The organism is Alkalihalophilus marmarensis DSM 21297 (assembly GCF_000474275.2).
Classification (GTDB): Bacteria; Bacillota; Bacilli; order Bacillales; family Bacillaceae_D; genus Alkalihalophilus; species Alkalihalophilus marmarensis.
This window is the reverse complement of the sequence record NZ_ATAE01000005.1, coordinates 282,198-305,347: the sequence shown is the minus strand read 5'-3', so window position 1 is coordinate 305,347 and position 23,150 is coordinate 282,198. Positions and strand designations below refer to the sequence as shown.

At 40.7% G+C, this 23,150-nt stretch carries 26 protein-coding genes; 8 read left to right on the top strand and 18 right to left on the bottom strand.

The window, feature by feature from the left end; all coding sequences use genetic code 11:
* Positions 1 to 180: 180 nt before the first annotated feature.
* From A33I_RS02940 to A33I_RS02930, 3 genes are read left to right on the top strand one after another with little or no spacing between them, the layout of a single operon-like run.
* The gene (locus A33I_RS02940) at positions 181 to 996 is read left to right on the top strand and encodes a divergent polysaccharide deacetylase family protein (RefSeq protein ID WP_022626965.1); all 816 of its coding nucleotides are present in this window, start codon (positions 181 to 183) and stop codon (positions 994 to 996) included.
* Positions 997 to 1,036: 40 nt separating this feature from the next.
* Positions 1,037 to 1,615: a GNAT family N-acetyltransferase gene (locus tag A33I_RS02935; protein WP_022626964.1), complete on the top strand. Its 579-nt coding sequence runs from the start codon at positions 1,037 to 1,039 to the stop codon at positions 1,613 to 1,615.
* Entirely contained in the window at positions 1,615 to 3,390 is a 1,776-nt protein-coding gene (locus tag A33I_RS02930; RefSeq protein ID WP_022626963.1) for a S8 family peptidase, read from the top strand. Before A33I_RS02935 ends, A33I_RS02930 begins: the two co-directional genes overlap by 1 nt.
* Positions 3,391 to 3,451: 61 nt before the next feature.
* On the opposite strand, the gene cysC is transcribed toward A33I_RS02930, so the two are convergent.
* From cysC to A33I_RS02900, 7 genes are all read right to left on the bottom strand, one after another.
* Entirely contained in the window at positions 3,452 to 4,057 is a 606-nt protein-coding gene (cysC, locus tag A33I_RS02925) for an adenylyl-sulfate kinase (RefSeq protein WP_022626962.1), read from the bottom strand.
* A gap of 67 nt (positions 4,058 to 4,124) precedes the next feature.
* Complete coding sequence (locus A33I_RS02920; RefSeq protein WP_022626961.1) at positions 4,125 to 5,201, bottom strand: inorganic phosphate transporter; 1,077 nt, start codon at positions 5,199 to 5,201, stop codon at positions 4,125 to 4,127.
* A gap of 127 nt (positions 5,202 to 5,328) precedes the next feature.
* The gene (gene sat, locus A33I_RS02915) at positions 5,329 to 6,474 is read right to left on the bottom strand and encodes a sulfate adenylyltransferase (protein ID WP_022626960.1); all 1,146 of its coding nucleotides are present in this window, start codon (positions 6,472 to 6,474) and stop codon (positions 5,329 to 5,331) included.
* Between the two features lie 19 nt (positions 6,475 to 6,493).
* Entirely contained in the window at positions 6,494 to 7,222 is a 729-nt protein-coding gene (locus tag A33I_RS02910) for a phosphoadenylyl-sulfate reductase (protein WP_022626959.1), read from the bottom strand.
* 86 nt (positions 7,223 to 7,308) lie between these two features.
* The gene (locus tag A33I_RS20115) at positions 7,309 to 7,452 is read right to left on the bottom strand and encodes a YezD family protein (RefSeq protein WP_012958285.1); all 144 of its coding nucleotides are present in this window, start codon (positions 7,450 to 7,452) and stop codon (positions 7,309 to 7,311) included.
* Between the two features lie 205 nt (positions 7,453 to 7,657).
* A complete protein-coding gene (locus A33I_RS02905; protein WP_022626958.1) occupies positions 7,658 to 8,461 on the bottom strand; it encodes a DUF4097 family beta strand repeat-containing protein in 804 nt (267 codons plus the stop codon).
* A gap of 175 nt (positions 8,462 to 8,636) precedes the next feature.
* Positions 8,637 to 8,888, bottom strand: coding sequence for a hypothetical protein (locus A33I_RS02900; protein ID WP_022626957.1), 252 nt, complete (start codon positions 8,886 to 8,888; stop codon positions 8,637 to 8,639).
* Positions 8,889 to 9,048: 160 nt separating this feature from the next.
* Between A33I_RS02900 and cbpB the strand changes: the two genes are divergently transcribed.
* Both cbpB and namA read left to right on the top strand, forming a co-directional pair.
* Positions 9,049 to 9,498: a cyclic-di-AMP-binding protein CbpB gene (cbpB, locus tag A33I_RS02895; protein ID WP_022626956.1), complete on the top strand. Its 450-nt coding sequence runs from the start codon at positions 9,049 to 9,051 to the stop codon at positions 9,496 to 9,498.
* Between the two features lie 51 nt (positions 9,499 to 9,549).
* Positions 9,550 to 10,569 (top strand): NADPH dehydrogenase NamA, encoded by a 1,020-nt coding sequence (gene namA / locus A33I_RS02890; protein WP_022626955.1) that lies wholly within the window; start codon positions 9,550 to 9,552, stop codon positions 10,567 to 10,569.
* Between the two features lie 315 nt (positions 10,570 to 10,884).
* Here the strand turns inward: namA and A33I_RS02885 are convergent, their stop codons facing one another.
* Positions 10,885 to 11,313: an SRPBCC family protein gene (locus A33I_RS02885; RefSeq protein WP_022626954.1), complete on the bottom strand. Its 429-nt coding sequence runs from the start codon at positions 11,311 to 11,313 to the stop codon at positions 10,885 to 10,887.
* Positions 11,314 to 11,401: 88 nt separating this feature from the next.
* On the opposite strand from A33I_RS02885, the gene A33I_RS02880 reads away from it, so the two are divergent.
* Positions 11,402 to 12,013 carry a CPBP family intramembrane glutamic endopeptidase gene (locus A33I_RS02880; RefSeq protein WP_022626953.1) on the top strand — a complete coding sequence of 204 codons (612 nt, stop codon included), beginning with the start codon at positions 11,402 to 11,404 and terminating at the stop codon, positions 12,011 to 12,013.
* Between the two features lie 35 nt (positions 12,014 to 12,048).
* Here the strand turns inward: A33I_RS02880 and A33I_RS02875 are convergent, their stop codons facing one another.
* The 6 genes from A33I_RS02875 to A33I_RS02850 all read right to left on the bottom strand — a co-directional run bounded on the left by A33I_RS02875 (position 12,049) and on the right by A33I_RS02850 (position 18,837).
* Entirely contained in the window at positions 12,049 to 12,486 is a 438-nt protein-coding gene (locus A33I_RS02875; RefSeq protein ID WP_022626952.1) for a YaaR family protein, read from the bottom strand.
* 123 nt (positions 12,487 to 12,609) lie between these two features.
* Entirely contained in the window at positions 12,610 to 14,019 is a 1,410-nt protein-coding gene (locus tag A33I_RS02870) for a flagellin N-terminal helical domain-containing protein (protein WP_022626951.1), read from the bottom strand.
* A gap of 14 nt (positions 14,020 to 14,033) precedes the next feature.
* On the bottom strand, positions 14,034 to 14,459 hold the full coding sequence (fliS, locus tag A33I_RS02865) for a flagellar export chaperone FliS (protein WP_022626950.1): 426 nt from the start codon (positions 14,457 to 14,459) through the stop codon (positions 14,034 to 14,036).
* Positions 14,460 to 14,523: 64 nt separating this feature from the next.
* Positions 14,524 to 14,823 (bottom strand): EscU/YscU/HrcU family type III secretion system export apparatus switch protein, encoded by a 300-nt coding sequence (locus tag A33I_RS02860; protein WP_012958275.1) that lies wholly within the window; start codon positions 14,821 to 14,823, stop codon positions 14,524 to 14,526.
* Positions 14,820 to 17,468: a hypothetical protein gene (locus tag A33I_RS02855; RefSeq protein ID WP_022626949.1), complete on the bottom strand. Its 2,649-nt coding sequence runs from the start codon at positions 17,466 to 17,468 to the stop codon at positions 14,820 to 14,822. The genes A33I_RS02860 and A33I_RS02855 overlap by 4 nt, the downstream gene beginning before the upstream one ends.
* Positions 17,469 to 17,589: 121 nt before the next feature.
* Positions 17,590 to 18,837, bottom strand: coding sequence for a DNA polymerase IV (locus tag A33I_RS02850; RefSeq protein WP_235806155.1), 1,248 nt, complete (start codon positions 18,835 to 18,837; stop codon positions 17,590 to 17,592).
* 290 nt (positions 18,838 to 19,127) lie between these two features.
* On the opposite strand from A33I_RS02850, the gene A33I_RS02845 reads away from it, so the two are divergent.
* The gene (locus A33I_RS02845; RefSeq protein WP_022626947.1) at positions 19,128 to 19,334 is read left to right on the top strand and encodes a hypothetical protein; all 207 of its coding nucleotides are present in this window, start codon (positions 19,128 to 19,130) and stop codon (positions 19,332 to 19,334) included.
* Positions 19,335 to 19,638: 304 nt separating this feature from the next.
* Here A33I_RS02845 and A33I_RS02840 read toward each other — a convergent pair whose 3' ends face one another.
* Together A33I_RS02840 and mce are read right to left on the bottom strand one after the other, a co-directional pair.
* The gene (locus A33I_RS02840; RefSeq protein ID WP_022626946.1) at positions 19,639 to 20,757 is read right to left on the bottom strand and encodes a M20/M25/M40 family metallo-hydrolase; all 1,119 of its coding nucleotides are present in this window, start codon (positions 20,755 to 20,757) and stop codon (positions 19,639 to 19,641) included.
* A 143-nt stretch (positions 20,758 to 20,900) separates the two neighbouring features.
* Positions 20,901 to 21,326, bottom strand: coding sequence for a methylmalonyl-CoA epimerase (mce, locus tag A33I_RS02835; RefSeq protein ID WP_022626945.1), 426 nt, complete (start codon positions 21,324 to 21,326; stop codon positions 20,901 to 20,903).
* Between the two features lie 164 nt (positions 21,327 to 21,490).
* Between mce and prli42 the strand changes: the two genes are divergently transcribed.
* Positions 21,491 to 21,580: a stressosome-associated protein Prli42 gene (gene prli42 / locus A33I_RS20500; protein ID WP_022626944.1), complete on the top strand. Its 90-nt coding sequence runs from the start codon at positions 21,491 to 21,493 to the stop codon at positions 21,578 to 21,580.
* 50 nt (positions 21,581 to 21,630) lie between these two features.
* On the opposite strand, the gene A33I_RS02830 is transcribed toward prli42, so the two are convergent.
* Together A33I_RS02830 and A33I_RS02825 are read right to left on the bottom strand one after the other, a co-directional pair.
* Entirely contained in the window at positions 21,631 to 22,125 is a 495-nt protein-coding gene (locus tag A33I_RS02830; RefSeq protein WP_031311367.1) for a L,D-transpeptidase, read from the bottom strand.
* 52 nt (positions 22,126 to 22,177) lie between these two features.
* On the bottom strand, positions 22,178 to 23,146 hold the full coding sequence (locus A33I_RS02825; RefSeq protein WP_022626942.1) for an aromatic acid exporter family protein: 969 nt from the start codon (positions 23,144 to 23,146) through the stop codon (positions 22,178 to 22,180).
* Between the last annotated feature and the right edge of the window lie 4 nt (positions 23,147 to 23,150).

Here is a 23,150-nt window from a genome sequence, read left to right as displayed (position 1 = left end):
TATAAGAAAAAGAGAGTGGTTGGTCGAATAAATTCGACCAACCACTCTCAGAAAACAAAAGGACTTTTTCAGTGGCCTCGTCCAACCTGCGCATGAGTTTTTTTGTGCTGAATGGATTCATAGAATAAGCTTCGAAACGGAACACTATATCTACATCTATTATAAATGAGGAGTGATCTCATGAAGGCTTACCCTTCCTTCTTTTCTTTAGTAATGGTTTTATCTTTTTCTATAACTTCTGTTATATTCTGCACTCCTTTCACGGCTCAAGCGGACGAATGGAAAAAAGTAGCGATAGTGATTGATGACTTTGGAGGAAATGTTAAAGGAGTAGAATCTTTTTTAAAAGGTGATATTCCTATTACCGCGGCCGTCATGCCATTTCTTGAATACTCAACTGAGCAAGCGGAAGAGGCGCATCACGCTGGACTTGAAGTAATCATCCACCTCCCTCTTGAACCTAAAAAAGGAAAAGCTTCATGGCTTGGCCCTAAAGGAATTACAAGCGACCTCTCTAATGAAGAAGTACGAAAACGCGTTGAAGAAGCGATTGACGATGTTCCCCACGCAGTTGGTCTAAATAATCATATGGGCAGCAAAATTGTAGAAGACCGGCGGATTATGGGTGTTATTTTGGATGTGGTAAAAGAGCACGGCTTGTATGTAATCGATAGCGGGACGAGTAATAAATCTGTGATATCTGAGCTTGCTGAAGAACGCCGTATCCCTTATTCAGTACGAGATGTATTTCTAGACGATTCTCTATCTTCGCGATCCCATGTTGCAAAACAAATGAGGCTGTTACAAAAAGTGGCTGCAGTTGAAGGTGTTGCGATAGGAATTGGTCATGTCGGTGTAAAAGGCGAAGAAACAGCAGCAGGCATCTTATCCTCGCTTCGTGACCTTGAGAAAAATAAAGTCCAAATTGTCCCTGCTTCACACATTATCGAGAGTGTAATCGAACAAGACCCTAATTACTTTTGGACACCTAATTAATTAAGTTAAGCGATAAAGAAACATTAAGGAGGAAAGATGTATGGTGGTAGCCCAAGAACCATTGATTATGACTTTTACCGCTAAAGATGATACCGATGTTACATTACGCCCCGTTCAAAAAAGCGATGCATACGACATTATTACTTCTGTTGCATCCATAATTAAAGAAGGCACTTATATTCAAAAAGAGCGCCCTCGTACATTAAATGAAGAACATCAATTCATTGAAGAAATGAAAGCAAACGATAATATGTATATCGTTGTCGAAGTGAATGGTGCAGCCAGAGGGATTGCAAGGGTCGTCAGAGGCGAACTTGAAATGAAGAAACATACTGGCTTGTTTCGAACCTGGCTGCATGAAGATGCTCAAGGCAAAGGGATTGGCAAAAAGGTTATGGAGTATACCTTTGAGTGGTGCCGAATGCATAACTTGCACAAGCTGTGTCTCACTGTATTTGCATCTAATGAAATTGCCATCACCCTTTATAAAAAATATGGGTTTGTTATAGAAGGAACACAAAAAGAGCAAGCTTACTTAAACGGGCAATATGACGATGAATTATTTATGGCTTATTTCTTTAATGATCAAAAAAACAACATGACAAAGGAGCAAGGATAATGTGGAGAATGGCAAAAACCGTTGCTATTGTTGCTGTAGTGGGTTTAGCTTTAGCAATGATAGGACGTGCTCTAATTGATGATAACCAAATTGCAATTCAGTCGAAAGAGATCCCAAAGAAACTAGAAACGAATGCAATGGACCAATTAATGGCTCAAGATCTAGCTTTGACCACGTCCATGTTTTTAAAACAACTATCAGCTCAGCTCCAGCGCTGGGGAGATGCTGATTTAACAGACTCAGAAATACAAGAACGCTTTAGTGAAGAAGTGCAGGAACATCCTCATTTTAATGGATTTGCCCTTCTAAAAGATGATCAGCCTGAAATCATAGTCGGAGACATGTCGACTTCTAATTCCAATTTACTCACACATCATCATATGAATAGTGAGTTCTCAGACCCGTATGAACAAGACGGCAAAATGTATATGTTAATGGGTGAAAAAAGCGAAGGCGGACATACGATTCTCGGAGAAGTAGATCTTTCCTTTGTTAAAGCATTTATCCGTAATACTGCTGCCGTAGCAGACTCAAACGGTAACTTCTTCGTTTCAGGTGATAACCCTAACATCGATTGGAAAACAACGGCTGATTTACCCGAATCGATTAAGGCAGAAACGGTGCCAGAATTAGGTTGGCAGATTGTGGTTCAATCCGAACAGCCAGATAAAGAAAAATTAACTTACGTGGAACATCAAGCAGTAATCAAATTCAAACGTCCGCAAAATAATACTGCTTGGTTTACAGATAATCAAGATTTAACTGTCGTAAAGCAGAACGATCCATTTTACGTGGTGAAAAGTGAAACCGAAACGACCGAAGCTTTGATTCAAAGACTTCGCAGAGATTATGATTTGGCATTTGCTGAGCCTAACTATGTATTTACTCAAACAGGCATCACCCCGCAATCCACCGTACCAAATGACGAATTTTTCGCTGATTATCAATGGAATCTCGAGCAAATCGAAATGAGCGAGGGATGGAATCTTTCTGGTGGTAAAGATGTAACAATTGCCATCCTTGATACAGGAGTAGACCCTGAACATCAAGACTTAAAAGATAAACTTCTTACTGGATTTAATGCTTTTGATGAATCTTCAGACCACTCAGATGCTCATGGTCACGGAACACATGTAGCGGGAGTAGCAGCCGCACTGACAAATAACGTAACCGGCATCGCAGGTGTTTCTTGGCATAGTAAGATCCTCCCTGTTAAGGTATTAAATGATAACGGAGAAGGGTCGTCATATGAGGTAGCAAAAGGGATTTATTGGGCGGTTGATAACGGGGCAGATGTTATTAATATGAGCCTCGGGGATTACTATCACGCAGATGTGTTACAAGACGCAGTAAGGTATGCGTATGAAAATGACGTGGTCTTAATTGCAGCATCAGGGAATGACAATGTCGAAGACCCAATGTATCCTGCACAGTATGAAGAAGTACTAACTGTAGCTGCAGTCGATGACACTAGAAATCGTGCTTTCTTCTCGAATTACGGACAGCATATTGATGTGGCAGCTCCAGGTGCACATATTCCTAGTTTGTTCCCTAATAATCAGTACACGGTTATGTCTGGAACTTCAATGGCTTCCCCTCATGTAGCTGGACTAGCTGGGCTGATTCGCGCGATGCGTCCAGATTTAAACGTGAAGCAAGTCTATGATGTGATTCGTAATACCGCACGTGACCTCGGGACCGAAGGGCATGATGCGTATTATGGACACGGAGAAATTGATGTCGCTAATGCATTAGAATCACTTACTGGAAGATAATCATGACGAAAAAGAAACACGGTGAGCAGCATAATGATGCTCGGACCGTGTTTCTTTCTTCTTAAATGATGCCTCGATCTGCTAAGTACAAGGTAATTTTCTCAACGGACTGCTCAACACTTAAAGAGTCTGAGTCAATCGTCAGCTCTGGATGGTCAGGTTCTTCGTAAGGGGAACTAATTCCTGTAAATTCCGGGATTTCTCCAGTGCGTGCTTTTTTGTATAAGCCTTTCGGGTCACGAGATTCACATGTTTCAAGAGAGGCTTTTACATAAATCTCAATAAACTCATCATCCTCAACTAACGCTCGAACATTGTTGCGATCTTCTTTAAAAGGAGAAATGAAGGCTGTGCAGACAATACTGCCAGCATCTACAAATAATTTTGCCACTTCACCAATTCTTCTAATGTTCTCTTTCCGGTCATCATCACTAAACCCCAACCCTTTATTTAAACCATGTCGAACATTATCTCCATCAAGGATATAACTGCTTAAACCACGTTTAAACAATTCCTGTTCAAGCGCATTAGCTAATGTGGATTTTCCAGCTCCAGACAGCCCGGTAAACCACAATATGGCACTGCGATGTCCATTCTTTTTTTGACGTTCTTTTTTTGTAATCGCTGCTTCATGCCAAACGATATTGTTAGTTTTTTGATTAGCCATCCTGTACACCACTCCAATTAATTTGATCGTTTTACTATGTTTTTAGGGTAAACCAAATGATGATCTATTAGATTCCTCCACCTTCATCATAAGTTGTTCGTCGTTCCGTTTTCACCTGTATATAGAGGCTGATCGAACCAATAGTTGCTACGAAAACACTAAAGATAACGAAAAACGTATAGTAATCTGCTTGCCTAAACAGTAGAATCAATCCGTAACTCATCACAAGAGAAAATACCGGAGATACTACCCACACTTTGGCAATTTGCTTCAAAATGCCTTTTTGCCATAACCTAAACCCGTTTTTAGCGGTGCCAATTCCTACAATGGCTCCAGTCGTCACTTGAGTCAGTGGCACCGGCAGTCCGAACAATGACGCAACAATGACTAATCCGCCGCCTGTAATGGAAACCGTGCTTCCTTGCAATAGTGAGAGTCTAGTGATCTTTTTCCCGTTTGTTTCAAGCACCTTTCCACCTAAAAGCAGTGCTCCCAAGGCGACAAAAGCCCCTCCAAATAATACAGCTGTCCTCACATCAATCAACCCTGCCCCAACAAGAGGGCCAACTGCATTGGCTACATTGTTCATGCCAGCTGCAAATGCTTCTAAGCAGCCACAGACTATTAATAGAATGACTAATGGTTTTCTCCACTTCCCTTTACCCGTTAAGAGAGGCCACTTTTTTTCCGCTTTATTTACAAGGTGACCGGCTAAGTAGGCAACTATAAACGCAACAACCGGGACAATCACCCAAAATGATACAATAACTAACAATTTATCGAAGTAAAGAGCTTGATAAGCTATACCCGCCCCAACAATCGCCCCTACTACGACTTCACTTGTTGATAATGGAATGCCTAGTAAATTGGCTATAAATAAAGTTAAGCATGCTGATGCTAAAATAATGATTACTAACTCAACATCTACAATATCAGCAGGAATGATGCCGCTGCCGATCGTCCGAACTACTTCGCCGCCGGCCAGTGCCCCTAAGAATGCAAACACTCCTACAAGAAGCATCGCAATCCGTTTATTTGGTACAGCCCCGCTGCCATAGGCTGGCCCCATAGCAGCTGCTGTTCCACTTGCTCCAATATTCATTGCAAAGAAGAATGCAATGGCAAACGCTGCAATCGTCAACATGCCTGCTCGCCTACTTTCTTTTTCAATGTGTCATGCAGGATGGTCTAAAACGGTTTGAGGTAAATCTTTCATCGCCTCAGACTATGACGACTGACCCTTCCTTGTCATACCATGTTTCATTCACCTACTAAGCATGAACACTTTTCTGCATGCCTTTAATTAAGACTTCAATGACCTCTTTTCGACTAAACTCAGGCGGCGGAGTGATTCCGTTACTAAGCATCTCACGAACCTTTGTGCCTGAGAGGATAACATGATCTTCTTTCCCATGCGGGCAAGTTTTTGTGGAAGCCATGTTTCCGCATGCCTTGCAATAAAAGCTATGCTCAAAAAATAATGGTGTGATCCCAAGCTCATCTTCAGTAAAGTTTCCAAAAATCAACTGAGCATCGTAGGTACCGTAATAATCACCCACACCCGCATGGTCTCTGCCTACAATAAAGTGAGTGCAGCCATAGTTTTTACGAACAAGCGCATGGAATATAGCTTCACGCGGTCCTGCATATCTCATCGCAGCTGGAAATACTGCTAGGAAGACACGGTCTTTTGGATAATATTTATCAAGTAAGACTTCATAACTTTCCATCCTTACATCCGCAGGGATATCGTCAGCCTTTGTATCTCCGACTAACGGATTCAAAAATAAGCCGTCTACAATTTCTAATGCTGTTTTTTGAATATACTCATGAGCACGATGTACAGGGTTTCTCGTTTGAAAACCAACGACTCTCTTCCAACCTAGATCTGTAAAGGTTTTACGTGTTTCCACTGGGTCTAAGTGATAAGATTGAAAACGGCCTCTTTCAACCCGTTTAATTAATGTAATCGGACCCGCTACATATACATCGGGACGATCTAGGAGCTTAGCTACTCCAGGATGAGCAAGATCTGAGGTACGATAAACCTGCTCTGCCTCTCTTTCTTTATCAGGTTCAAAGATTTCCCTAACCTCAATCGCACCGTATACCTCCCCTTCAAATGTTAATTTAACTTTCTCGCCGACCGAAAGCTCACTTGCCTTGTCTTCTGAAACCGGTAATGTAACAGGAATACTCCATACCGTTCCGTCTTTTAATCTCATGTTCTCTACAACAGATAAGTAGTCTTCTTTCCCTAAAAATCCTGTTAAAGGACTGAACGCTCCAATCCCAATTAATTCTAGGTCAGATAATGCAAACGAATCGAGCTCAATTTCCTTTAAGATTCCATCAAGTGCTGTATCTGGTTCATACCGGTTTATTAGGGTTCCGCCATGTGGTTTGATTGTTGACATGATTTATTCCTCCATTAAATTAATTATTTTTTTGTTTTTCACCTAAATGTAAGCCGCATTCCGTTTTGGCCGAGCCTGCCCACCTACCGCTTCTGGGGTCCTCACCAGGTTGAACAGGCTTCGTACAGAATTCACAGCCAATACTCGGAAAATTCTGATCATGAAGCGCGTTATAAGGCAGCTTGTGGAGTTTGATGTACATCCAAATTTCTTCTTCCGTCCAATGAATCAACGGGCAAACTTTAATCGATTGAAAACGTTGATCTTTGTTTATAAACTGCGTATTTGCTCGTGTAGGAGACTGCTCTCGCCGCAATCCTGAAATCCATGCTTGATGTTCACTTAAAACTGATTCAAGAGGAGTAAGCTTGCGCAGCTGGCAGCATAGATCTGGATTCGTTTTCCATAGCTCTTCTCCATGTATTTCCGACTGTTCAACTGGGGTTAAAGACGGCTTCTTTAATTCTATTGTAAGTGCCGGATATTTCTGTTTCACTTGCTCTATCAATTCATACGTTTCTTTAAAATGAAAATCCGTATCTAAAAAGACAATCTTTGCATCTTTTTTAACCTTTGAAATAAGATCAATCAACACCATACCTTCTGCACCGAAACTGCAGGAGTAGACTAATTCATCCCCAAATGTTTGATAGGCCCACTTTAAAACATCTAAGCTGTCTTTATTTTTCAATTGGTCATTTAGACTTTTATAATCCTTTTCATGTAAGGATTGATAGGTGACCTCCATTATTGTCCCTCCTTTTAGATTAAAAAAGCGGCATTCAAAAAGGGTTTCCCTTTTGAATGCCGCCTCTAGTTTGTCTAGTCAGCTAGCTATTTCAATCGCTGTTTTTCATTTTTTTCAAGTTGAACAATTTTCCCATCTTGCACCACAATCGTGACTGATCCGTATTGTAAATTTTTCAGCATGGCTTGTAATCGTTCTGAAAGGAGCTCCCACTCTGTTTGTTTACTCATATTGACCTCCTCTTTTATATTAGGAGAAGTTTAATTCCTTGTAATTTGATATGAATTATTAGTTTAATAGTATTCTATCCATCTATCTCCAAATTGTCAATGATCCTTCTAACTTTTTTGAAAAATTGGGCACTAATTCTCATCCTGAAATTTCCACAAAATAAAAAAGCCGCATGTAGCGACTTTATACTAATTCATTAATATTTTATTCAGGGGTTTTTACTTCTCCTGTGACACCCTCAATCTCAAGCTTACCGCCTTTAGACTCTAATATGGTTACATTTCCATCAATATTATTAATGGCTATATCCCCATTGCCGCTCCTTAGAGTAATGTCTCCGTTATGATTAGAAATAGTTACATCCCCTGATCCAGCTGTAAATAATACCGTTCCATTAGACTCTGAAATAGACGTAGCCCCTGCATTGATGTTTAGTTGCAGCTGACCCGTGATCCGTTCAAAAGAAGCTGCTCCTGCACCATCTGTCAGCGTAATATCGCCGCTAATATCGCTCATAGCAAGTGCACCTCGCCCGTGCTGAACTGTAATATCACCAGATAAATTTGAGGCTTCAAATCCGCCCTCTTTCTGCCGGTATACGATGGGAAGATCCTCTGGAACTTTGATATCTAGATGGATATTTGCTTGCTCTTGATTTGATCCTCTTTTGATGGAAGTAATTAATTTAGCAGCTTCCCCCGCGCTTTCAAGCGATACCGCCGTATTCGCTCGGTAGAAGCTCTCGGCTTCCTCTAACTCTTCACCTAGAACCTCGTATTTCACTTCGACTATAATTTCTTCAAGTCCTTCTTCTCCCGTTATCGTTACTTCTCCTTCTTCATGTACCACCTCAAGCAGCTCATGTTCGGCTAGCGGGAGACTTAATGTTTCTTCTTCTACAAATGTGACTAAGTTACAGCCGGCAAGCAGAAACCCTGCTGCTATAACGCCAAGAAAAGCACTCATTTTTTTCTTCATTTTCCTAATCGCTCCAATCATTCCAATCATCTATACCCTGCTCTCATACTGAATCAGTCGATATTTATGTGAGCTGACTTTTTCAATCGAATATAGAACTCTGCTCTGTATAGTGTAGCTGATTCAGGATAAGAAGTCATTATTAAGACTCGGTCTGCAGGGATAATTTGATGCGATTTTTCACGATTTGTTCACGTATTCTTCATCAATCGCGGGAAGGTATTGCAGGAAAAGCAATCACTTTTGCAGGAGGTCTGTCTACTCTTTCAATTTCCGTTTTATATCCCTCTTTTTTTCTTTTCATAAAAGTACTTTTTGAGATCGGTCTAAGTGCAGACCAGCTTAATGAATCAATATTGTCCCAACTATCATGTGTAATTAACTCTCTTTTATAGAAATATTCATTACCTGAAGAGTAAATCTCGCATATGTACCTTACCGTTTGTTTTGTATGCATACATCTCACCTTTTTTATATCTTAGTTTGGCCTGAACCGTGGATGCTCATACTTTATAAAAGTGTTTAAATCAGGCAGTTCCGTTGACAATAATCCACTTTCACTTGTAGGATAGAAGAGATGTGATGTTTTCCAAATCTTAGATAAAGAAGTGATTAAGATGATCCAGCATTTAAAAAATAAGCCGCTGTCAGAACCTGAAATCTTCGATATGCTTATTCCAAGTGAAAAAGTGGCTCACGTTCATTTAGCAAACCCACTAGAACATGCCCTTCTTGTTCTTATTAAATCCGGTTATACTGCGATCCCAGTACTTGATCCTTCCTTTAAATTACATGGATTGATTAGTAAATCATTAATCTTAGATTCACTATTAGGCCTTGAGCAAATTGAAATGGACCGCTTGTCTGAAAAAAGCGTCGGCGATGTAATGGATAAAGAGGTCCCTACAATCTACATAGATGAAACGTTCGCCAAGGCACTTACTCTGGTCATTAATCACCCTTTTATATGCGTACTTGATGAGGACGATTCGTTTATTGCCCTATTAACCAGGCGTTCGATCTTAGCCCTAGTTAGTAAATACCTGCATCAAGTAGAAGCCAATTAAACAAACTATAAACTTATAAATCAGCAGCAAGAGTTTAAGGAGATGATGTCGTTGAACCGCATGCTTTTTTCGCCATATAAAATAAAAGACGTTGAGATAAAAAATAGAATTGTCATGTCACCTATGTGCATGTACTCAAGTGATACAAAAGATGGCAAGACACGTCCTTTTCACCTTGCTCATTATGAAGCAAGAGCAATTGGTCAGGCTGGTCTGGTCATGATAGAAGCAACGGCAGTAAATCCTCAAGGCCGTATCTCGGATCAAGACCTCGGAATATGGGAAGATGCTCATGTTGAAGGGTTAAAAGAAGTAGTTGAGAGAATTCAAGCACATGGAGCAAAAGCTGCGATACAACTTGCTCACGCCGGGCGCAAATCTATGGTTGAAGGTGATATTTTTGCCCCTTCTGCATTGGCTTTTAATGAAGAAATGCGCACACCTGTTGAGATGAGCACCGCTCAAATTGAAGAGACGATTGAAGCCTTTAAACAAGGTGCCCTTCGTGCGAAAGAAGCAGGCTTTGATGTAATTGAGCTGCATGGTGCACACGGTTACTTAATTAATGAATTTCTTTCACCATTAACAAATAAACGAAACGATGAATATGGCGGCTCTTTAGAAGCAAGATATCTTTTTCTGAGAAAAATTGTGGATGAAGTAAAGACGGTATGGAATGGCCCTCTATTCGTCCGCCTCTCGGCTTGCGAGTATGCAGACGGCGGCAACACGATGGAAGATTTCATTCAGCTGTCTGCATGGCTAAAAGAGCAAGGTGTCGATTTAATTGACACAAGCTCTGGTGCTGTCGTACCGGCCGCTATTCCTGTTTATCCTGGCTATCAGGTGAAATATGCCGAAACAATAAGACGCGAAGCGGGAATTGCAACCGGAGCTGTAGGAATGATTACATCAGGACTGCAAGCAGAAGAAATCTTACGAAACGAACGAGCCGATCTCATCTTTATCGGTCGTGAATTACTCAGAAACCCGTACTGGCCACGCCAGGCAGCACTTGAATTAAATACAAAAATCGAAGCTCCAACTCCATATGAACGAGGCTGGAACTAACAGAAAAGGCTGCCTATGCGGGCAGCCTTTTGTTTTGATTATATGGTTGCAAGTGCGGGGGATGTGAGTTTGGGAGCGATGCAAAAAAACAAGTGCAGAGTGAGTGACGCAATAACACTGGGAAAGAATACAATTCAGCTTAGCAGTGACGCATAAGCAGGCTTAACAGGCGCAATAACAATGGATGCGCGCAATTGAGCCGTGAACCGGCGCATATAGCAGGAGGACAAACTCAATTGTTCGACCAACAGGCGCATATAGAAGCTGAAAAGATACAAAAGCATTCTTAGCTGCGGGCTGAAGTAAGATTAAAGCCTATTGGAAATGGCGGCGAACTGCATCTGCTCTCCCGCGGAACATTCCGTTAAGAGCCAGCTTGAGGATAGAAGTCGGCAGGAGTGATTGGATTTCAACAATATCTCTCATCACGGTTGAGTCACCTTTTTTTACAAATGAATGTGTATGTCGCCATGATTTCAGAGGAAAAGGAAGCTTCACACCCACATCTACGAAATATTCATGGGGCTTTACTTCTTGAATGTATGAATGCCAATCGGCCCCTACAGGTCCGAGCCCCATTTTCATGCGAATGGTATTCCCTTCTCTTGTTTCTGGATCAGAGTGCAGGGTAATCGTTGGAAATGAAGTGATTTTAACTAGATTTTCAGCTGTATGAAAAAAAGACCATACCTCTTCAATGGGAGCATCTACTGTCGTTTCATATGTAAAAATATACGTATCCACCTAAATCACTCCTTCATTAAGTATGATTTAGTATAATCAATGTAAGCGGAGTATATCAACAAAACTGCTTTTGAAAGAAGGAATGAACTTGAACCACCACATATTAAAATCTACACCATTTGGTTATGGATTAGCGATTATTTTTCTTGCTATTAGCTTTTACTGGCAGCCGATTGATTTTTGGCTATTATTCCCGTTATCTTTATTTATTTTAACCATCTATGCCTTCTCTTGTACCCAAATGGATGTGAGGGCTATCAACTTTAACGGCTGGCTTATAGGTATAATTAGTGGCATTCTGCTTTATTTATTGTTTGCTTTTGGAAAATGGATGATCAAGTTTACCGGCCTGCCTTTAATGGAACAGCTCCATGCACTATATACTCTTGTCCAGCCTACTGCAGCCATTCATTATGTATGGTTATTTTTAATTATTATTCCCGGTGAAGAATGGTTCTGGCGCGGTTTTATCGTGAAACGCTTGTTAACGAGCTATACTCCCATGAAAGCAGCACTATTTGGAACCGGGCTGTATGCATTCGCTCATGTATTCGCAGGAAGCATTCTATTAGTATTAGCAGCCCTCATTGCTGGTTTTGTCTGGTCATATATTTATGTGAAGACACGAAACCTATGGATCGCGATTATTTCTCACTTAATATTTGATCTATTCTTATTACTGCTGTTCCCGTTGTTATAAAAGAAGACCTGTGAAATAACTCACAGGTCTTTGTTTTACGCATAAATATTAACGAGCAGCCCTTTAATTTCTCCAACCATATCAAGAATCTGCAAGCCTTTTTTCTCTTTTTCTAGGACTGCATCGGTTAGATCCAGCAGTTTACGATCGACTTCTTGTACGATCTTGTAGATCTTCGTACGTCCCCTGCGGTTAAAGCCCCTCCTCTCTTCAAGGCTTAAACCAAATTGAACAGCATCTTCCATAAATTCTTTGACAAGCTGCTTATATTTCCGCAGCTCTTCAACTGTTCTTGATTCAGCAAGGACTTTCCCTTGATCATCAATTTTCTGCATTAATTGTGATAACTTCTCGTATGCTTTCTCATCACGTTGTTTTCCCATTATTTCTTGAAAGGAAACTTTAGCTGATGGCTCCTGTTTTTTCGGTTCAATCTTTCCAAGCCCTGTACGAGCAATCCGCCCGACATCCATGATCTCACGTCCTCACCATGATCTTATCTGTGCTGTTATTTTAGCATAAATAGGAAGTAATGAAACGAGAAAAAGCGAAAAGACTTAAGTCTCCTCGCCTTCCCATTTCCGTTATTGTATTAATTATTGTAACAGTTGAAGTACACCTTGCGGCAATTGATTCGCTTGTGCAAGCATCGCTGTTGCTGATTGATTTAAAATATTGTTACGAGTGAATTCCGTCATCTCAAGTGCCATATCCGCATCACGAATACGAGACTCAGAAGCCGTTAAGTTCTCATGAGTAACTTGTAGGTTGTTGATTGTATGCTCCATACGGTTCTGCACCGCCCCAAGCTTCGCACGAGCATCAGAAAGCTTGTTGATTGCTTGGTCAAGTTGGAAGATTGCTGAGTTAGCACCCGCGTTTGAAAGTACATCAATATTCTCTATTCCTAACGTAACGATATCCATACGAGGGATATCAATCATTACATTTTGGTTTGTGTTAGGTCCAATTTGGAATGAGAGAGCGTTGTTAGTAATGTTAAAATCCATTTCCCCTTCTTTAATACTTGTGTTAAATTGATACTCAATTCCCCCATGTTTAAATAGTCCGTTGTTTGATACTAGTTTTCTTTCTGCCTGAATATCAGTAGGAGCAGTAGGAGCAGTATTATCTCTTAATACGATTTCAGCTTCTACTTCCATCTTAACTTTAACAGTTCCAGCAGAGCTTATTTTAGAAGTATCAATAGTTATTCCAAAGATATCTATCTCACCAGCGTCATCATGTTCACCAATATTAACTACTTTATTTCCCATGGATAAACCATTAGGATCCAAAATTTCAATTTTTGCATCTTCACTATCAGTGTTAACTTCACGAACCATAATAGTGTATTCGCCAAATAACATAGCAGGTTTATCATCATCCCCAATCTCATTTGTAAATTTTACATCGTTCGTTTCATCCGCTCCCAACCCAGCAGATTTTTGAGTGAATGTATATTTATATTCTGCATCGGATATTTCCACTTGATAATCTCCAGATTTCAAATTTGCATTTGTCACCTTAGGAAAGCCTACTAGATTTATTTTATTCGCATCATTTCCATAAGTCGTCAACACCGCACTAAACCCATTCAACAGCTTCCTCGTGTTAAACTCTGTCTTCTCTGAAATGGAATCGATCTCCAGCTTCAACTGGTCAATCTCTTTTTGGATTTGTTCGCGGTCGTATTCTGTGTTTGTGTCATTGGCTGCTTGGACAGCTAGTTCACGCATGCGCTGCAGCATCGTATGTACTTCCTGCATTGCTCCTTCAGATGTTTGCATTAGTGAAATTCCGTCCATTGCATTACGTTCAGCCATTTTTAGGCCACGGATTTGTGAACGCATTTTCTCAGAGATTGCAAGACCTGCTGCATCATCTGCAGCACGGTTAATACGAAGACCTGATGATAGTTTCTCTAAGTTTTTAGACGTTTGGAATTGATTTTGATATAGGTTTCTATAAGCATTAAGCGCTTGAATATTATTATTAATTTTCATTTTAGGAGGCTCCTTTAATCTTGATAAATGGCGGTTGACTCGTATGCATTCGCCTTTTGTTTCATCATCTTCGGCTGTATATCTTTTTTCGATTTCATCGCTTCATTCCATGAAGACATGATCGATTGAATGATTTGAATAACTTCTTCAATCATCGCTTTATCTTTTTTTATATTTGCTTCAACAATTTTATCCGCCGCATAGTTATATACTTGCTCAAGCTGATCTGCAATGATCCCCGCTTCATAATTAATTCCAGCACCTAGGCGATGAATGATATCACTTGCTTTTTGCAGTTTAGCGTTCGCTTCTACAAATTCTTTTTGATCAATTAATTCAAGTGAATCCTCTAAGTTTATTAAACAAGCCTCATACAACAGCGCCGTCAACTCTTGAGATGACTTTTGATGAAGGGCTTCGTTTGTTAGGAAAGTGGTCAAACCTTTCCACCTCCGTCTGCATTTTCTTTTGACACTATTAGTATCGACTTATGTCGATGGTTGTTTAATAGTTTTTCTCCATATCTTCAATCAGCAGCAAGATTTCTGCCATAACTGAATAAAGCTGAGGAGGAATATTATCGCCTAAATCCATATCCAGTAAATTCGAAACGAGTGTCGCATCTTCTTGCATATGAATGTCATTTTTATGGGCGAGCTGAATAATCTGATTCGCAAGCTGCCCCCTCCCTTGTGCAACCACCTTTGGAGCACTTCCGTCTTCCTTATCATAACGAATAACAGCAGCTGTTGGTCCGTTCTGAATCCGCCGCTTCGTTTGGTTAAAGTGTTTTTGGACGATCATATTTTAAAGTCAAATCCTTTCTCAGTAAACGTAGGGGTCTGTACCTTTTTCTGTACTTGATCTAGTGCTGGGTCTTGTTCGTCTTGTTTAAGCTTTGAATATTGAATGCCTTTGATTGAATAGCCTATCGCTGATAACTTTTCTACTGCTTGATCAACTAAAGGGGCCATTTTTTCCTCAAAGGCTTCTCCGTCATTTTTTAACGTAACCGACAATTGACGATCTGCAGCTGAAATTGCGATTCCCACTTCACCCATCTTAGGAGTTTCCATTAAGAAAAATAAACTGCAATTCTCCCAGTCTACCTTCCCCCCCTCATTACGTGAGTTCACAAATACTTGTAAGTTCTCTACTTTATTTTGAAGCAGCATTGGTAAATTTAAAAATAAACTTTGCATGTTTGCTTGTTGGTCAGACCTGCTTAATAATTGCTGGCCTGTCATATTATTTAAGGCTTGATTCGCTAATTGATTTAAACGAGTGCCTTCTTCTTCACCGCGAGCGATCTGCATAAGAGTCGCTTTCACATTGCGTTCATTTATTTCAGTATGTTCTTTTGCCGCTGCTAATTGCTGGGCAATCTCACTATCACGGTTTAACCCCATTCCTCTGATCATCTCAAACATGGCACGCGGCGACCCTTCTTGGATTGGAGAACGAGCATGTTCACTATACTGCTGTGAGAGGATCTGAGAAGGTGTGCGGCCTTCTTGACCGGAGCGTTCATTTAGCGCTACGTAATGCTTTACTTTTGTTTCTGATGGCTGGAAATTTAATCTTTCTACTAACTGCTTTACCTCTTTTACGATTTGCTTAGCCTGTTCATGTAGGCCCTTTGATAACAGCTTCTTCGCTTCTTGAAGCTGGCTGCTGGCTTGCATTAAACTTCTCTCTGTCTTCATATCGGTTAAAAGCATCATTTCAGACCTAAGAATCGCATGGTCTAATTTTTTGATTGTAGTTTCAAGCAACGGTTTGGTAGACGGTTCTGCATGCTGTTTGAACTGTTCTGTTTGACGAATGATTTGGTCCAATGTCCGGCTGATCTCACGTTGAAATTGTTTAAACGTCTGGGCAGCTTCGGCTAATTTTTCCGTAACCGTTGTGACAGCAATATTTTTACTTGCCGCCTCGAGGCTTGTTTGATAAACCTCATTTTGAATATATTGATCCGCCCCCATTAAGCTGGCTCCATTTTGGTTTGGTCCAGCCTGATTTGGACTTAACTGATTAGAGTCGACACTCACTTTCAAAGATTCTACTTCTAGTAAAGCCTGGCTCAAAAGTTGTCTTGCTCTCATTTCTCTACCATTATTGGCTGAATCTGCTGCTTTCATTAAAGCTTCACTGAGCTGCTTTTGGGTCTCTCTAGGTACTTCAGGGTGGTTCAGCAATGACGTTTCAATCATTTGAATAACACGTTGTATATTCGGCTCCTGCTGAAGGGCTTTGCCCGCATCCATCAATGCACTGCCTAAGGAGTTCGACTGAATCGAATCCAAATTACTTGTCCCATTCACATTCGACTGGATCAATTCTTCGCTTTTAGTAAGAGCCTGAATCATTTGTTCTCGACCTGCTTGAATTAATTGAGAGGCTTGCGCCACTGCCTTATCCACTACCTGCTGATGAGCGGTAGAGAGTTCTTGGCTGCTACGTGCTGTGCGGATCATTTCAACAGTATTCTCAATCGACCCTCCTGCTTGGCTGATCGCTTGCAGCTCACGATTGATTTGACTGTCAATGCCGCTAGATTGGCGCAGCACCTGACTTACCGCCTCTTGCACCCGCTCTTTGGCGACTTTCGTTAAATGAGCGGCTTCAGTTGTTGAGCGTTCCACTAACTGAGCTGCCTCACGTGATGTCTCCGGATGTTGAACGACTTGGCTTCTTGCCGTTTGAACAGCTCGCTCTATTGATGCATCCTGCTGAATCATTTGACGTATTTCTCGCAAATAATCAGGAGACATTCTCCCGTTTTGATTGCTGCGTATAGGTTCGCCGTTCCTTGCTGGCAGCTCTTGTCTTCCTTCTGACGTCCGTTCTCTTGGCTCCACTTTAAATTCAGGATCCACTTCCTTTGCGAGATCATTTAACACATGTGTATATGGGCGTCCGTGTAATGCTTCATGAACACTTCGTAAATGAGTCGACGTTACTTCTAAGCGCTTATTCGCTAACGCCTTAACTGTCTCTAGTCTATTTGCTGCATCACCGCTTCTAAGAAATCGCTCTAATTCAGCCACTCCCTCTCTAGTAAGCGGAACGCCTTTATCCATTAGGGCCTGCGCTGCTTCCCTCATCGCAGGAGTGGGGTTTTTTGAACCTAAGTTTTGCAGTGTTTGATTCACTGCATCTTTATTTTGGTTGTTTGCTTGAGTAGCTGCGCGAGGCTCCTCATTAAGCGCTAGCGCTCGAACATTGATATGACCTTCTTTTACTTGATCAACTTGTATTGTCACTCGCTCACCAGAGGGTACGCTCCCTTCAAATCTTGCCAGGACCTCTCTTCCTCTAATACTGATAAGCGCTTCATTATGATCTTTTCTCTCTTTTACTGTTGCTTTATATACATCACCTTCACGTAACGGAATAGCCCGCTCTGGCTGTTGATTTTGAATATGCTGCAGGTGATTGACTTGCATGCGGCTCACGCTCCTGGTCTTGATTTCGATTTTCCATCGACCTATTTAATCCTTATTCTTTATATCGGCACCTCTTTGTACATCTTACATGGTCATTCTTAAAACAAAAAAAGAACCAGAATTATTCTGGTTCTAAAAAATCTTTGCTAAAACTCGTCCCTTCTTCAGTTGATGTTTCTTCTTTACTTTTCCATTTGCTAGACAATCCTTTTTGCAGTGCCTGCTCTCCGAATTTCTCATGGACTTCCTTAACTAAATGAGAAAGCTTTTCTTCTTTTATGTCGTCTTGATAATGAAAGAGATCGAGTTGCTTATAAGCATATTGCTGCTCAATCAAATCGTATGTGCTGACACCTAGTAAGCGGACAGATTCTTGGTTCCATGCTTTTAGGAAGATTTGTTTAGCTTGTTTATAGAGATCTTCAGGCTTTTGAGCAGGATTTGAAAGCTTCTGGCTTCTCGTAATCGTTTGCCAATCATGATAGCGGATCGTCAGCTGAACCCCTCTAGCAAAGACTTGCTTTTTCATAAGGCGCTTTGAGACTGAGTGAGACAGCTGCTTCAAAGCTTGGTCAATCACTGCTGTACTTTTTGTGTTTTGTTTTAAGGTCGTTGAATGGCCTATCGTTTTAAATTCATAAATCGCTTCAGGGTCTACCGGACGGTAATCAATGCCATTTGCCCGCTCGTAAAGCTTTCGGCCATTTGTGCCAAACCAGCCTTGAACATCTGACCCTTGAGCAAGTGCTAAGTCACCAATCGTTTTAATCCCTTTCTTTTCCCATTTTTCTACGGTGCGCCTTCCTATTCCATGCATCTCGCCAATCGGCAAAGGCCATAATTTTTCTTTCATATCTCGTTTTCTCAAAATGGTAATCCCATTAGGCTTTTTCATATCACTTGCCATTTTCGCTAAAAACTTATTTGGCGCAATCCCTATACTACATGGCAAATCAAGCTCTACCTTTATACGCCGTTGAATTTCTTCAGCCAAGTGCAGGGGGTGTATTTTAGAGAGATACGATGTTACATCCACATACCCTTCATCAATGGATACCGGCTGGACAAGCGGAGTGTATTCTCTTAATAACTCAAATAAAGCCCGGGACGATTCTCTGTACCGCTCAAAATTTGGTCTCCTCAATTCTAATTCGGGACATAAACGGAGTGCTTTCCAAACCGGCATTGTCGTCTTAATCCCTTTCGCACGAGCTTCATAGCTGCTTGTAACAATAATACCGCGACGCTCTTCTACGTTTCCGGCAATCGCCAGCGGCTTTCCTCGTAAAGTGGGATCATATGACATTTCCACAGAGGCATAGAAGCTATTCATATCAATATGAAATATAACTCTTCTTTGATTCATAATGATCCCACTCCTTTACACTTAATTATACGAAAGAATGTTCGTTATTTAAAGTTATTGGTCCTAAAATAATTGCGGTACCTTCACCAATAGTCATTAAAGGATACATTCTCATAGTTTTTTATTATTTGCTAAAACTAGTATCATACCAAGGACACAAAGCCTAAGTCAATATATTTTTGCGATTTCATTTAAAAAAACATTGCCTTTCATGTATATTTCAGATATGGTTAAAGTAGCAGGCGAAACGATAAGGTTTTTGTCGAAAGCTTGCAAATTGGAGGTGTCTTACTATGACCCACTATCAGTTGAAATGTGATCAGCGCTATGCCGATGTATTCGACCGCATTGTTGTTCTCCTCCACGCATATAAAAAAGAACATGACAAGTCACCTACGATTGCACAACTCGCATCTATGATTGGTGACAGCGAAGAAATGGTGTTAGAGAGCTTAGAATTCGGGCGGTATTCGCCGCAACATTCGCCATTTTTACACTAGAGCATATAAATCCCCACCCAAAACCGCATGTATGGGTCCACGCAAAATTCCGCACGATCGGCAAATTGACTATTTAGTCGTTATCACTTTCTGCCGAAACATCCCAGAAAAACTTCGGTGAGCAATTTTATAAATAGTAAGTTTTCGAGGAATACCAGGTGATGATTGCATAATTGCTCGTGTTTGTTTATTTATAAACCATACAAACGGATAAATCACCTGGCCCTCTTTTATGTGATTATATTCCTACAATTAATAAAAACCGATGAACCTCCTTTGGTCCACCGGTCTGCTTACCTCTTAATTATTTTGCCGCTTCTTTTACTACCGCTACTACTGCTTCTGATAACTTCACAAGCTCTTTAATCGGCATTCTTTCATTCTTTGTATGGATCTCTTCGTACCCTACAGCAAGGTTAACAGTCGGCACTCCGTGTCCTGCGAAGATATTTGCATCACTTCCTCCGCCGCTTTGTAGTAATTCCGGTGTACGGCCAATCGCTGTCATTGCACGTTTAGCCACTTCAACAACTTCATCACCATCACCTAGCTTAAACCCTGGATACATTACATCAATCTCAACGTCAGCTTTTGTACCCATTTCCTTAGCCGTTTGTTCAAACGCTTCTTTCATTTTCGCTACTTGCGCTTCCATTTTTTCATTCACCAAAGAACGGGCTTCCGCCAAAATAGCCACGTGATCGCACACGATATTCGTTTGACTTCCCCCTTCAAAACGGCCGATATTTGCTGTCGTTTCTTCGTCAATTCGGCCTAAAGGCATTTTAGAGATGGCTTTTGCTGCAACTGTAATAGCTGAAATCCCCTTCTCAGGAGCAACACCGGCATGAGCAGTCTTGCCATGTACAACGGCTTTAACTTTTGCTTGTGTTGGTGCCGCTACAATAATATTACCTACAGGTCCATCACTATCTAGCGCAAAGCCATATTTCGCTTTTAGATGAGCAGGATCCATTGCTTTTGCCCCTACAAGTCCAGATTCTTCTCCGACCGTAATAATAAATTGAATCGTCCCGTGTTCGATATTTTGTTCTTTAAGCACACGGATCCCTTCAAGCATCGCTGCAATACCCGCTTTATCATCAGCGCCTAAAATCGTTGTTCCGTCTGTCACAACATACCCATCTTTAATTGACGGTTTTACTCCCTTACCTGGTACAACTGTGTCCATATGAGAAGTGAAATAAATTGCATCTACCCCATCTTTTGTTCCAGGTAATGTACAAATGAGGTTTCCTGCACTGTGATCTGTTTTATCAGCTGCATCATCTTCAACTACCTCTACTCCAAGAGAAGTGAATTTTTCTGTCAAAATCGGTGCAATTTCTGCTTCAAACTTTGTTTCTGAATCAATTTGTACAAGCTCTAAAAATTCATCTACTAAACGTTTTTCATTAATCATTATGTAGGCCTCCAATTTGTAGTTTCAGCTTAATGGTACATGATTTCAAGGAATTTTTCACCTTTTCAAGCGATAGACACTATATTATCAAAAATTAAACACTAAAAAGATGCATCAAATCAATGATGCATCTATATAACACTTTATTTTGTCACTTGCTCTTTTTCACAGAATTCATATAGAACCCCTCTGGCTGATTTAGGATGTAAAAACGCCACTTTTGCTCCACCAGCTCCTGGTACAGGCTCATCATTGATCATTTTTACGCCGTTCTCTTTAATATCTTCAATTCTTGATTCAATGTTCGTCACGCCAAGGGCAATATGATGAACCCCTTCACCGCGTTTTGCAATAAATTTAGCAATTGGACTTTCATCTGACAGCGGCTCTAATAATTCAACCTTAGATTCGCCAACCCCTAAAAAGGCTACTTTCACTCCTTGAGACGGTACTTCTTCAATATCAATTAGACGTAATTTCAAGCTTCCTACATAAAAAGGCAGTACCTCTTCAATAGATGTTACCGCAATCCCAATATGATCAATTTTTTTCGGTGTTTTTTCACTCAAAGGAACCACTCCTCCATTTATGACAGTCTAGTTATAACATTCGTTCCACCGATCAAAAAATCCTGCATATCCTGTCAAATTTTCTCGATTACGAAGGTACCCCTTGTCCTAATAGCGAGTTCTTAGTAAAATATAGGGTAGAGACGTATGAGGGAGGGTATTACATGCCACGCAAATTCCAAAAAACAATTATTTATATTATGATTTTCACTATGGTTGTAGGAACACTTTTAATGGGTGTATCACTATTCTAATCATTCATCTAACGATAAAAGTCGCTGCCAGAGTTCTGGCAGCGACTTTCTTACATAGCGCCTGCATCTATCGCTAACTGTTCAAAAGATGCATCTTTTCGCTTTAGAATATGAACCTTCGTACCTAAAGGGATTTGATCAAATAGCTGCTCAACTTCTTCATTTGGCAGGCGTACGCATCCTGCCGTCACGTGAGAACCGATCGAGTCAGGTCTATTGGTCCCGTGGATTCCATATATCCTGCCATCGGTTCCTTCCGCATCAAATCCGATCCACCTGGTGCCAAGAGGGTTATGTGGATCTCCGCCTTTAATGTCCAGTTTTCTGTAATATGGATTTTCAGCTTTCACCACAACAGTAAACTCTCCCTCAGGTGTTGCTGCACCCTCTTTTCCGCTCGCAACTTTATATACCCTTTGAACCTGGCCATCATAAATAAAAGCCAGTTCATTTGTTTCAATATTGATGATCAGGTAAGGATCGCCCAATGCAGGATTCTCCCCCAAAGGCCAAATCGGGGAAAACATCATTAAAAGCGATAACATCACAGCTGCCACATCTATCACCAGCCCTGCCTTTTTACCTGTAGCTTGCCTCTTAGATAGATCGTTTATCCACGTGATTCCATAAGCTGTCTTTAATATGAAGATATTGCCTTAATTCATGCATAATGTAGAATAAAGACGAACGAATTTCAAACTCCTCTCTTGTCTTAGGCAGTTCCATTTCCCTGAATTCCGCTTCCATTTGATCCAGGCGCTCTAAAAAGTAGACCACATGATTAGCAGGACTTAACGATTTACTTAATTCATCTAAGAAATCCGCTAGCTGAACGCTTTGAGGCAACGACCTTTCTAATGAAGAGATAAAGGGCATCATGCGTTCAACAATTTCAAACTGCTTCTCTCTCATCTTAAAATAATGATAATATTGGTCTTCATAACGCATGATGTGGTTATGAACATTTCGCAAAGCTTCATTCTTACCCTTCTTCAACAATTCCACTGTCTCTGGAATTTCAGCTCCGTCCCAATCACTTTGTCCGTGCCGTAAATATTCAGCCATTTCATGCAGGATCTTTTTAAAGTGATCTTCTATGTCCTTTAAATAAACACGTAAAACTTTTTCGCTGCTTGGCATATATAAATTCATAATTAAAGCCACACCTATTCCGATGATGATTAATAATAATTCATTAATAATAATGGCTGTTGAGACTTGTTGCAGTGTATAGAGATGCAAGACGATAACTAAGCTCGTTACAATACCCTCTTGAACTTTCAACATGACGGCTGTAGGTATGAATACTAGCAGCAATAAACCGAGCGACCACGGTTCATATCCCACTAATTCAAATATAATTACACTGTAAGCCATGCCGATCAAACAAGCAGCAAAACGCTGCCAGGATACGATTAATGACTTTCTTTTTGTAATAGAAATACAAAGGATCGTAATAATGGCTGCTGACGCATAAAAATCTAGTTGAAGAAGCTGGGCAATGGCGATTGCTATCGCTGCACCTACTGCTGTTTTTAAGGTTCGATAGCCAATTTTAAAATTCATTCAT

What these genes read in the sequence shown, in the direction of transcription:
- A33I_RS02920 (WP_022626961.1), bottom strand. Translation starts at nt 5,201, where the DNA reads ATGTTGACGATTGCAGCGTTTGCCATTGCATTCTTCTTTGCAATGAAT.
- A33I_RS02875 (WP_022626952.1), bottom strand. Translation starts at nt 12,486, where the DNA reads ATGGATGTCGGGCGGATTGCTCGTACAGGGCTTGGAAAGATTGAACCG.
- A33I_RS02855 (WP_022626949.1), bottom strand. Translation starts at nt 17,468, where the DNA reads ATGCAAGTCAATCACCTGCAGCATATTCAAAATCAACAGCCAGAGCGG.
- A33I_RS02900 (WP_022626957.1), bottom strand. Translation starts at nt 8,888, where the DNA reads ATGCATACAAAACAAACGGTAAGGTACATATGCGAGATTTACTCTTCA.
- sat (WP_022626960.1), bottom strand. Translation starts at nt 6,474, where the DNA reads ATGTCAACAATCAAACCACATGGCGGAACCCTAATAAACCGGTATGAA.
- A33I_RS02910 (WP_022626959.1), bottom strand. Translation starts at nt 7,222, where the DNA reads ATGGAGGTCACCTATCAATCCTTACATGAAAAGGATTATAAAAGTCTA.
- cysC (WP_022626962.1), bottom strand. Translation starts at nt 4,057, where the DNA reads ATGGCTAATCAAAAAACTAACAATATCGTTTGGCATGAAGCAGCGATT.
- A33I_RS02860 (WP_012958275.1), bottom strand. Translation starts at nt 14,823, where the DNA reads ATGATCGTCCAAAAACACTTTAACCAAACGAAGCGGCGGATTCAGAAC.
- A33I_RS02870 (WP_022626951.1), bottom strand. Translation starts at nt 14,019, where the DNA reads ATGAAAATTAATAATAATATTCAAGCGCTTAATGCTTATAGAAACCTA.
- A33I_RS02830 (WP_031311367.1), bottom strand. Translation starts at nt 22,125, where the DNA reads ATGTTATCGCTTTTAATGATGTTTTCCCCGATTTGGCCTTTGGGGGAG.
- cbpB (WP_022626956.1), top strand. Translation starts at nt 9,049, where the DNA reads ATGATCCAGCATTTAAAAAATAAGCCGCTGTCAGAACCTGAAATCTTC.
- A33I_RS02930 (WP_022626963.1), top strand. Translation starts at nt 1,615, where the DNA reads ATGTGGAGAATGGCAAAAACCGTTGCTATTGTTGCTGTAGTGGGTTTA.
- A33I_RS20115 (WP_012958285.1), bottom strand. Translation starts at nt 7,452, where the DNA reads ATGAGTAAACAAACAGAGTGGGAGCTCCTTTCAGAACGATTACAAGCC.
- prli42 (WP_022626944.1), top strand. Translation starts at nt 21,491, where the DNA reads ATGCCACGCAAATTCCAAAAAACAATTATTTATATTATGATTTTCACT.
- A33I_RS02905 (WP_022626958.1), bottom strand. Translation starts at nt 8,461, where the DNA reads ATGATTGGAATGATTGGAGCGATTAGGAAAATGAAGAAAAAAATGAGT.
- A33I_RS02845 (WP_022626947.1), top strand. Translation starts at nt 19,128, where the DNA reads ATGACCCACTATCAGTTGAAATGTGATCAGCGCTATGCCGATGTATTC.
- A33I_RS02840 (WP_022626946.1), bottom strand. Translation starts at nt 20,757, where the DNA reads ATGATTAATGAAAAACGTTTAGTAGATGAATTTTTAGAGCTTGTACAA.
- A33I_RS02825 (WP_022626942.1), bottom strand. Translation starts at nt 23,146, where the DNA reads ATGAATTTTAAAATTGGCTATCGAACCTTAAAAACAGCAGTAGGTGCA.
- A33I_RS02935 (WP_022626964.1), top strand. Translation starts at nt 1,037, where the DNA reads ATGGTGGTAGCCCAAGAACCATTGATTATGACTTTTACCGCTAAAGAT.
- A33I_RS02940 (WP_022626965.1), top strand. Translation starts at nt 181, where the DNA reads ATGAAGGCTTACCCTTCCTTCTTTTCTTTAGTAATGGTTTTATCTTTT.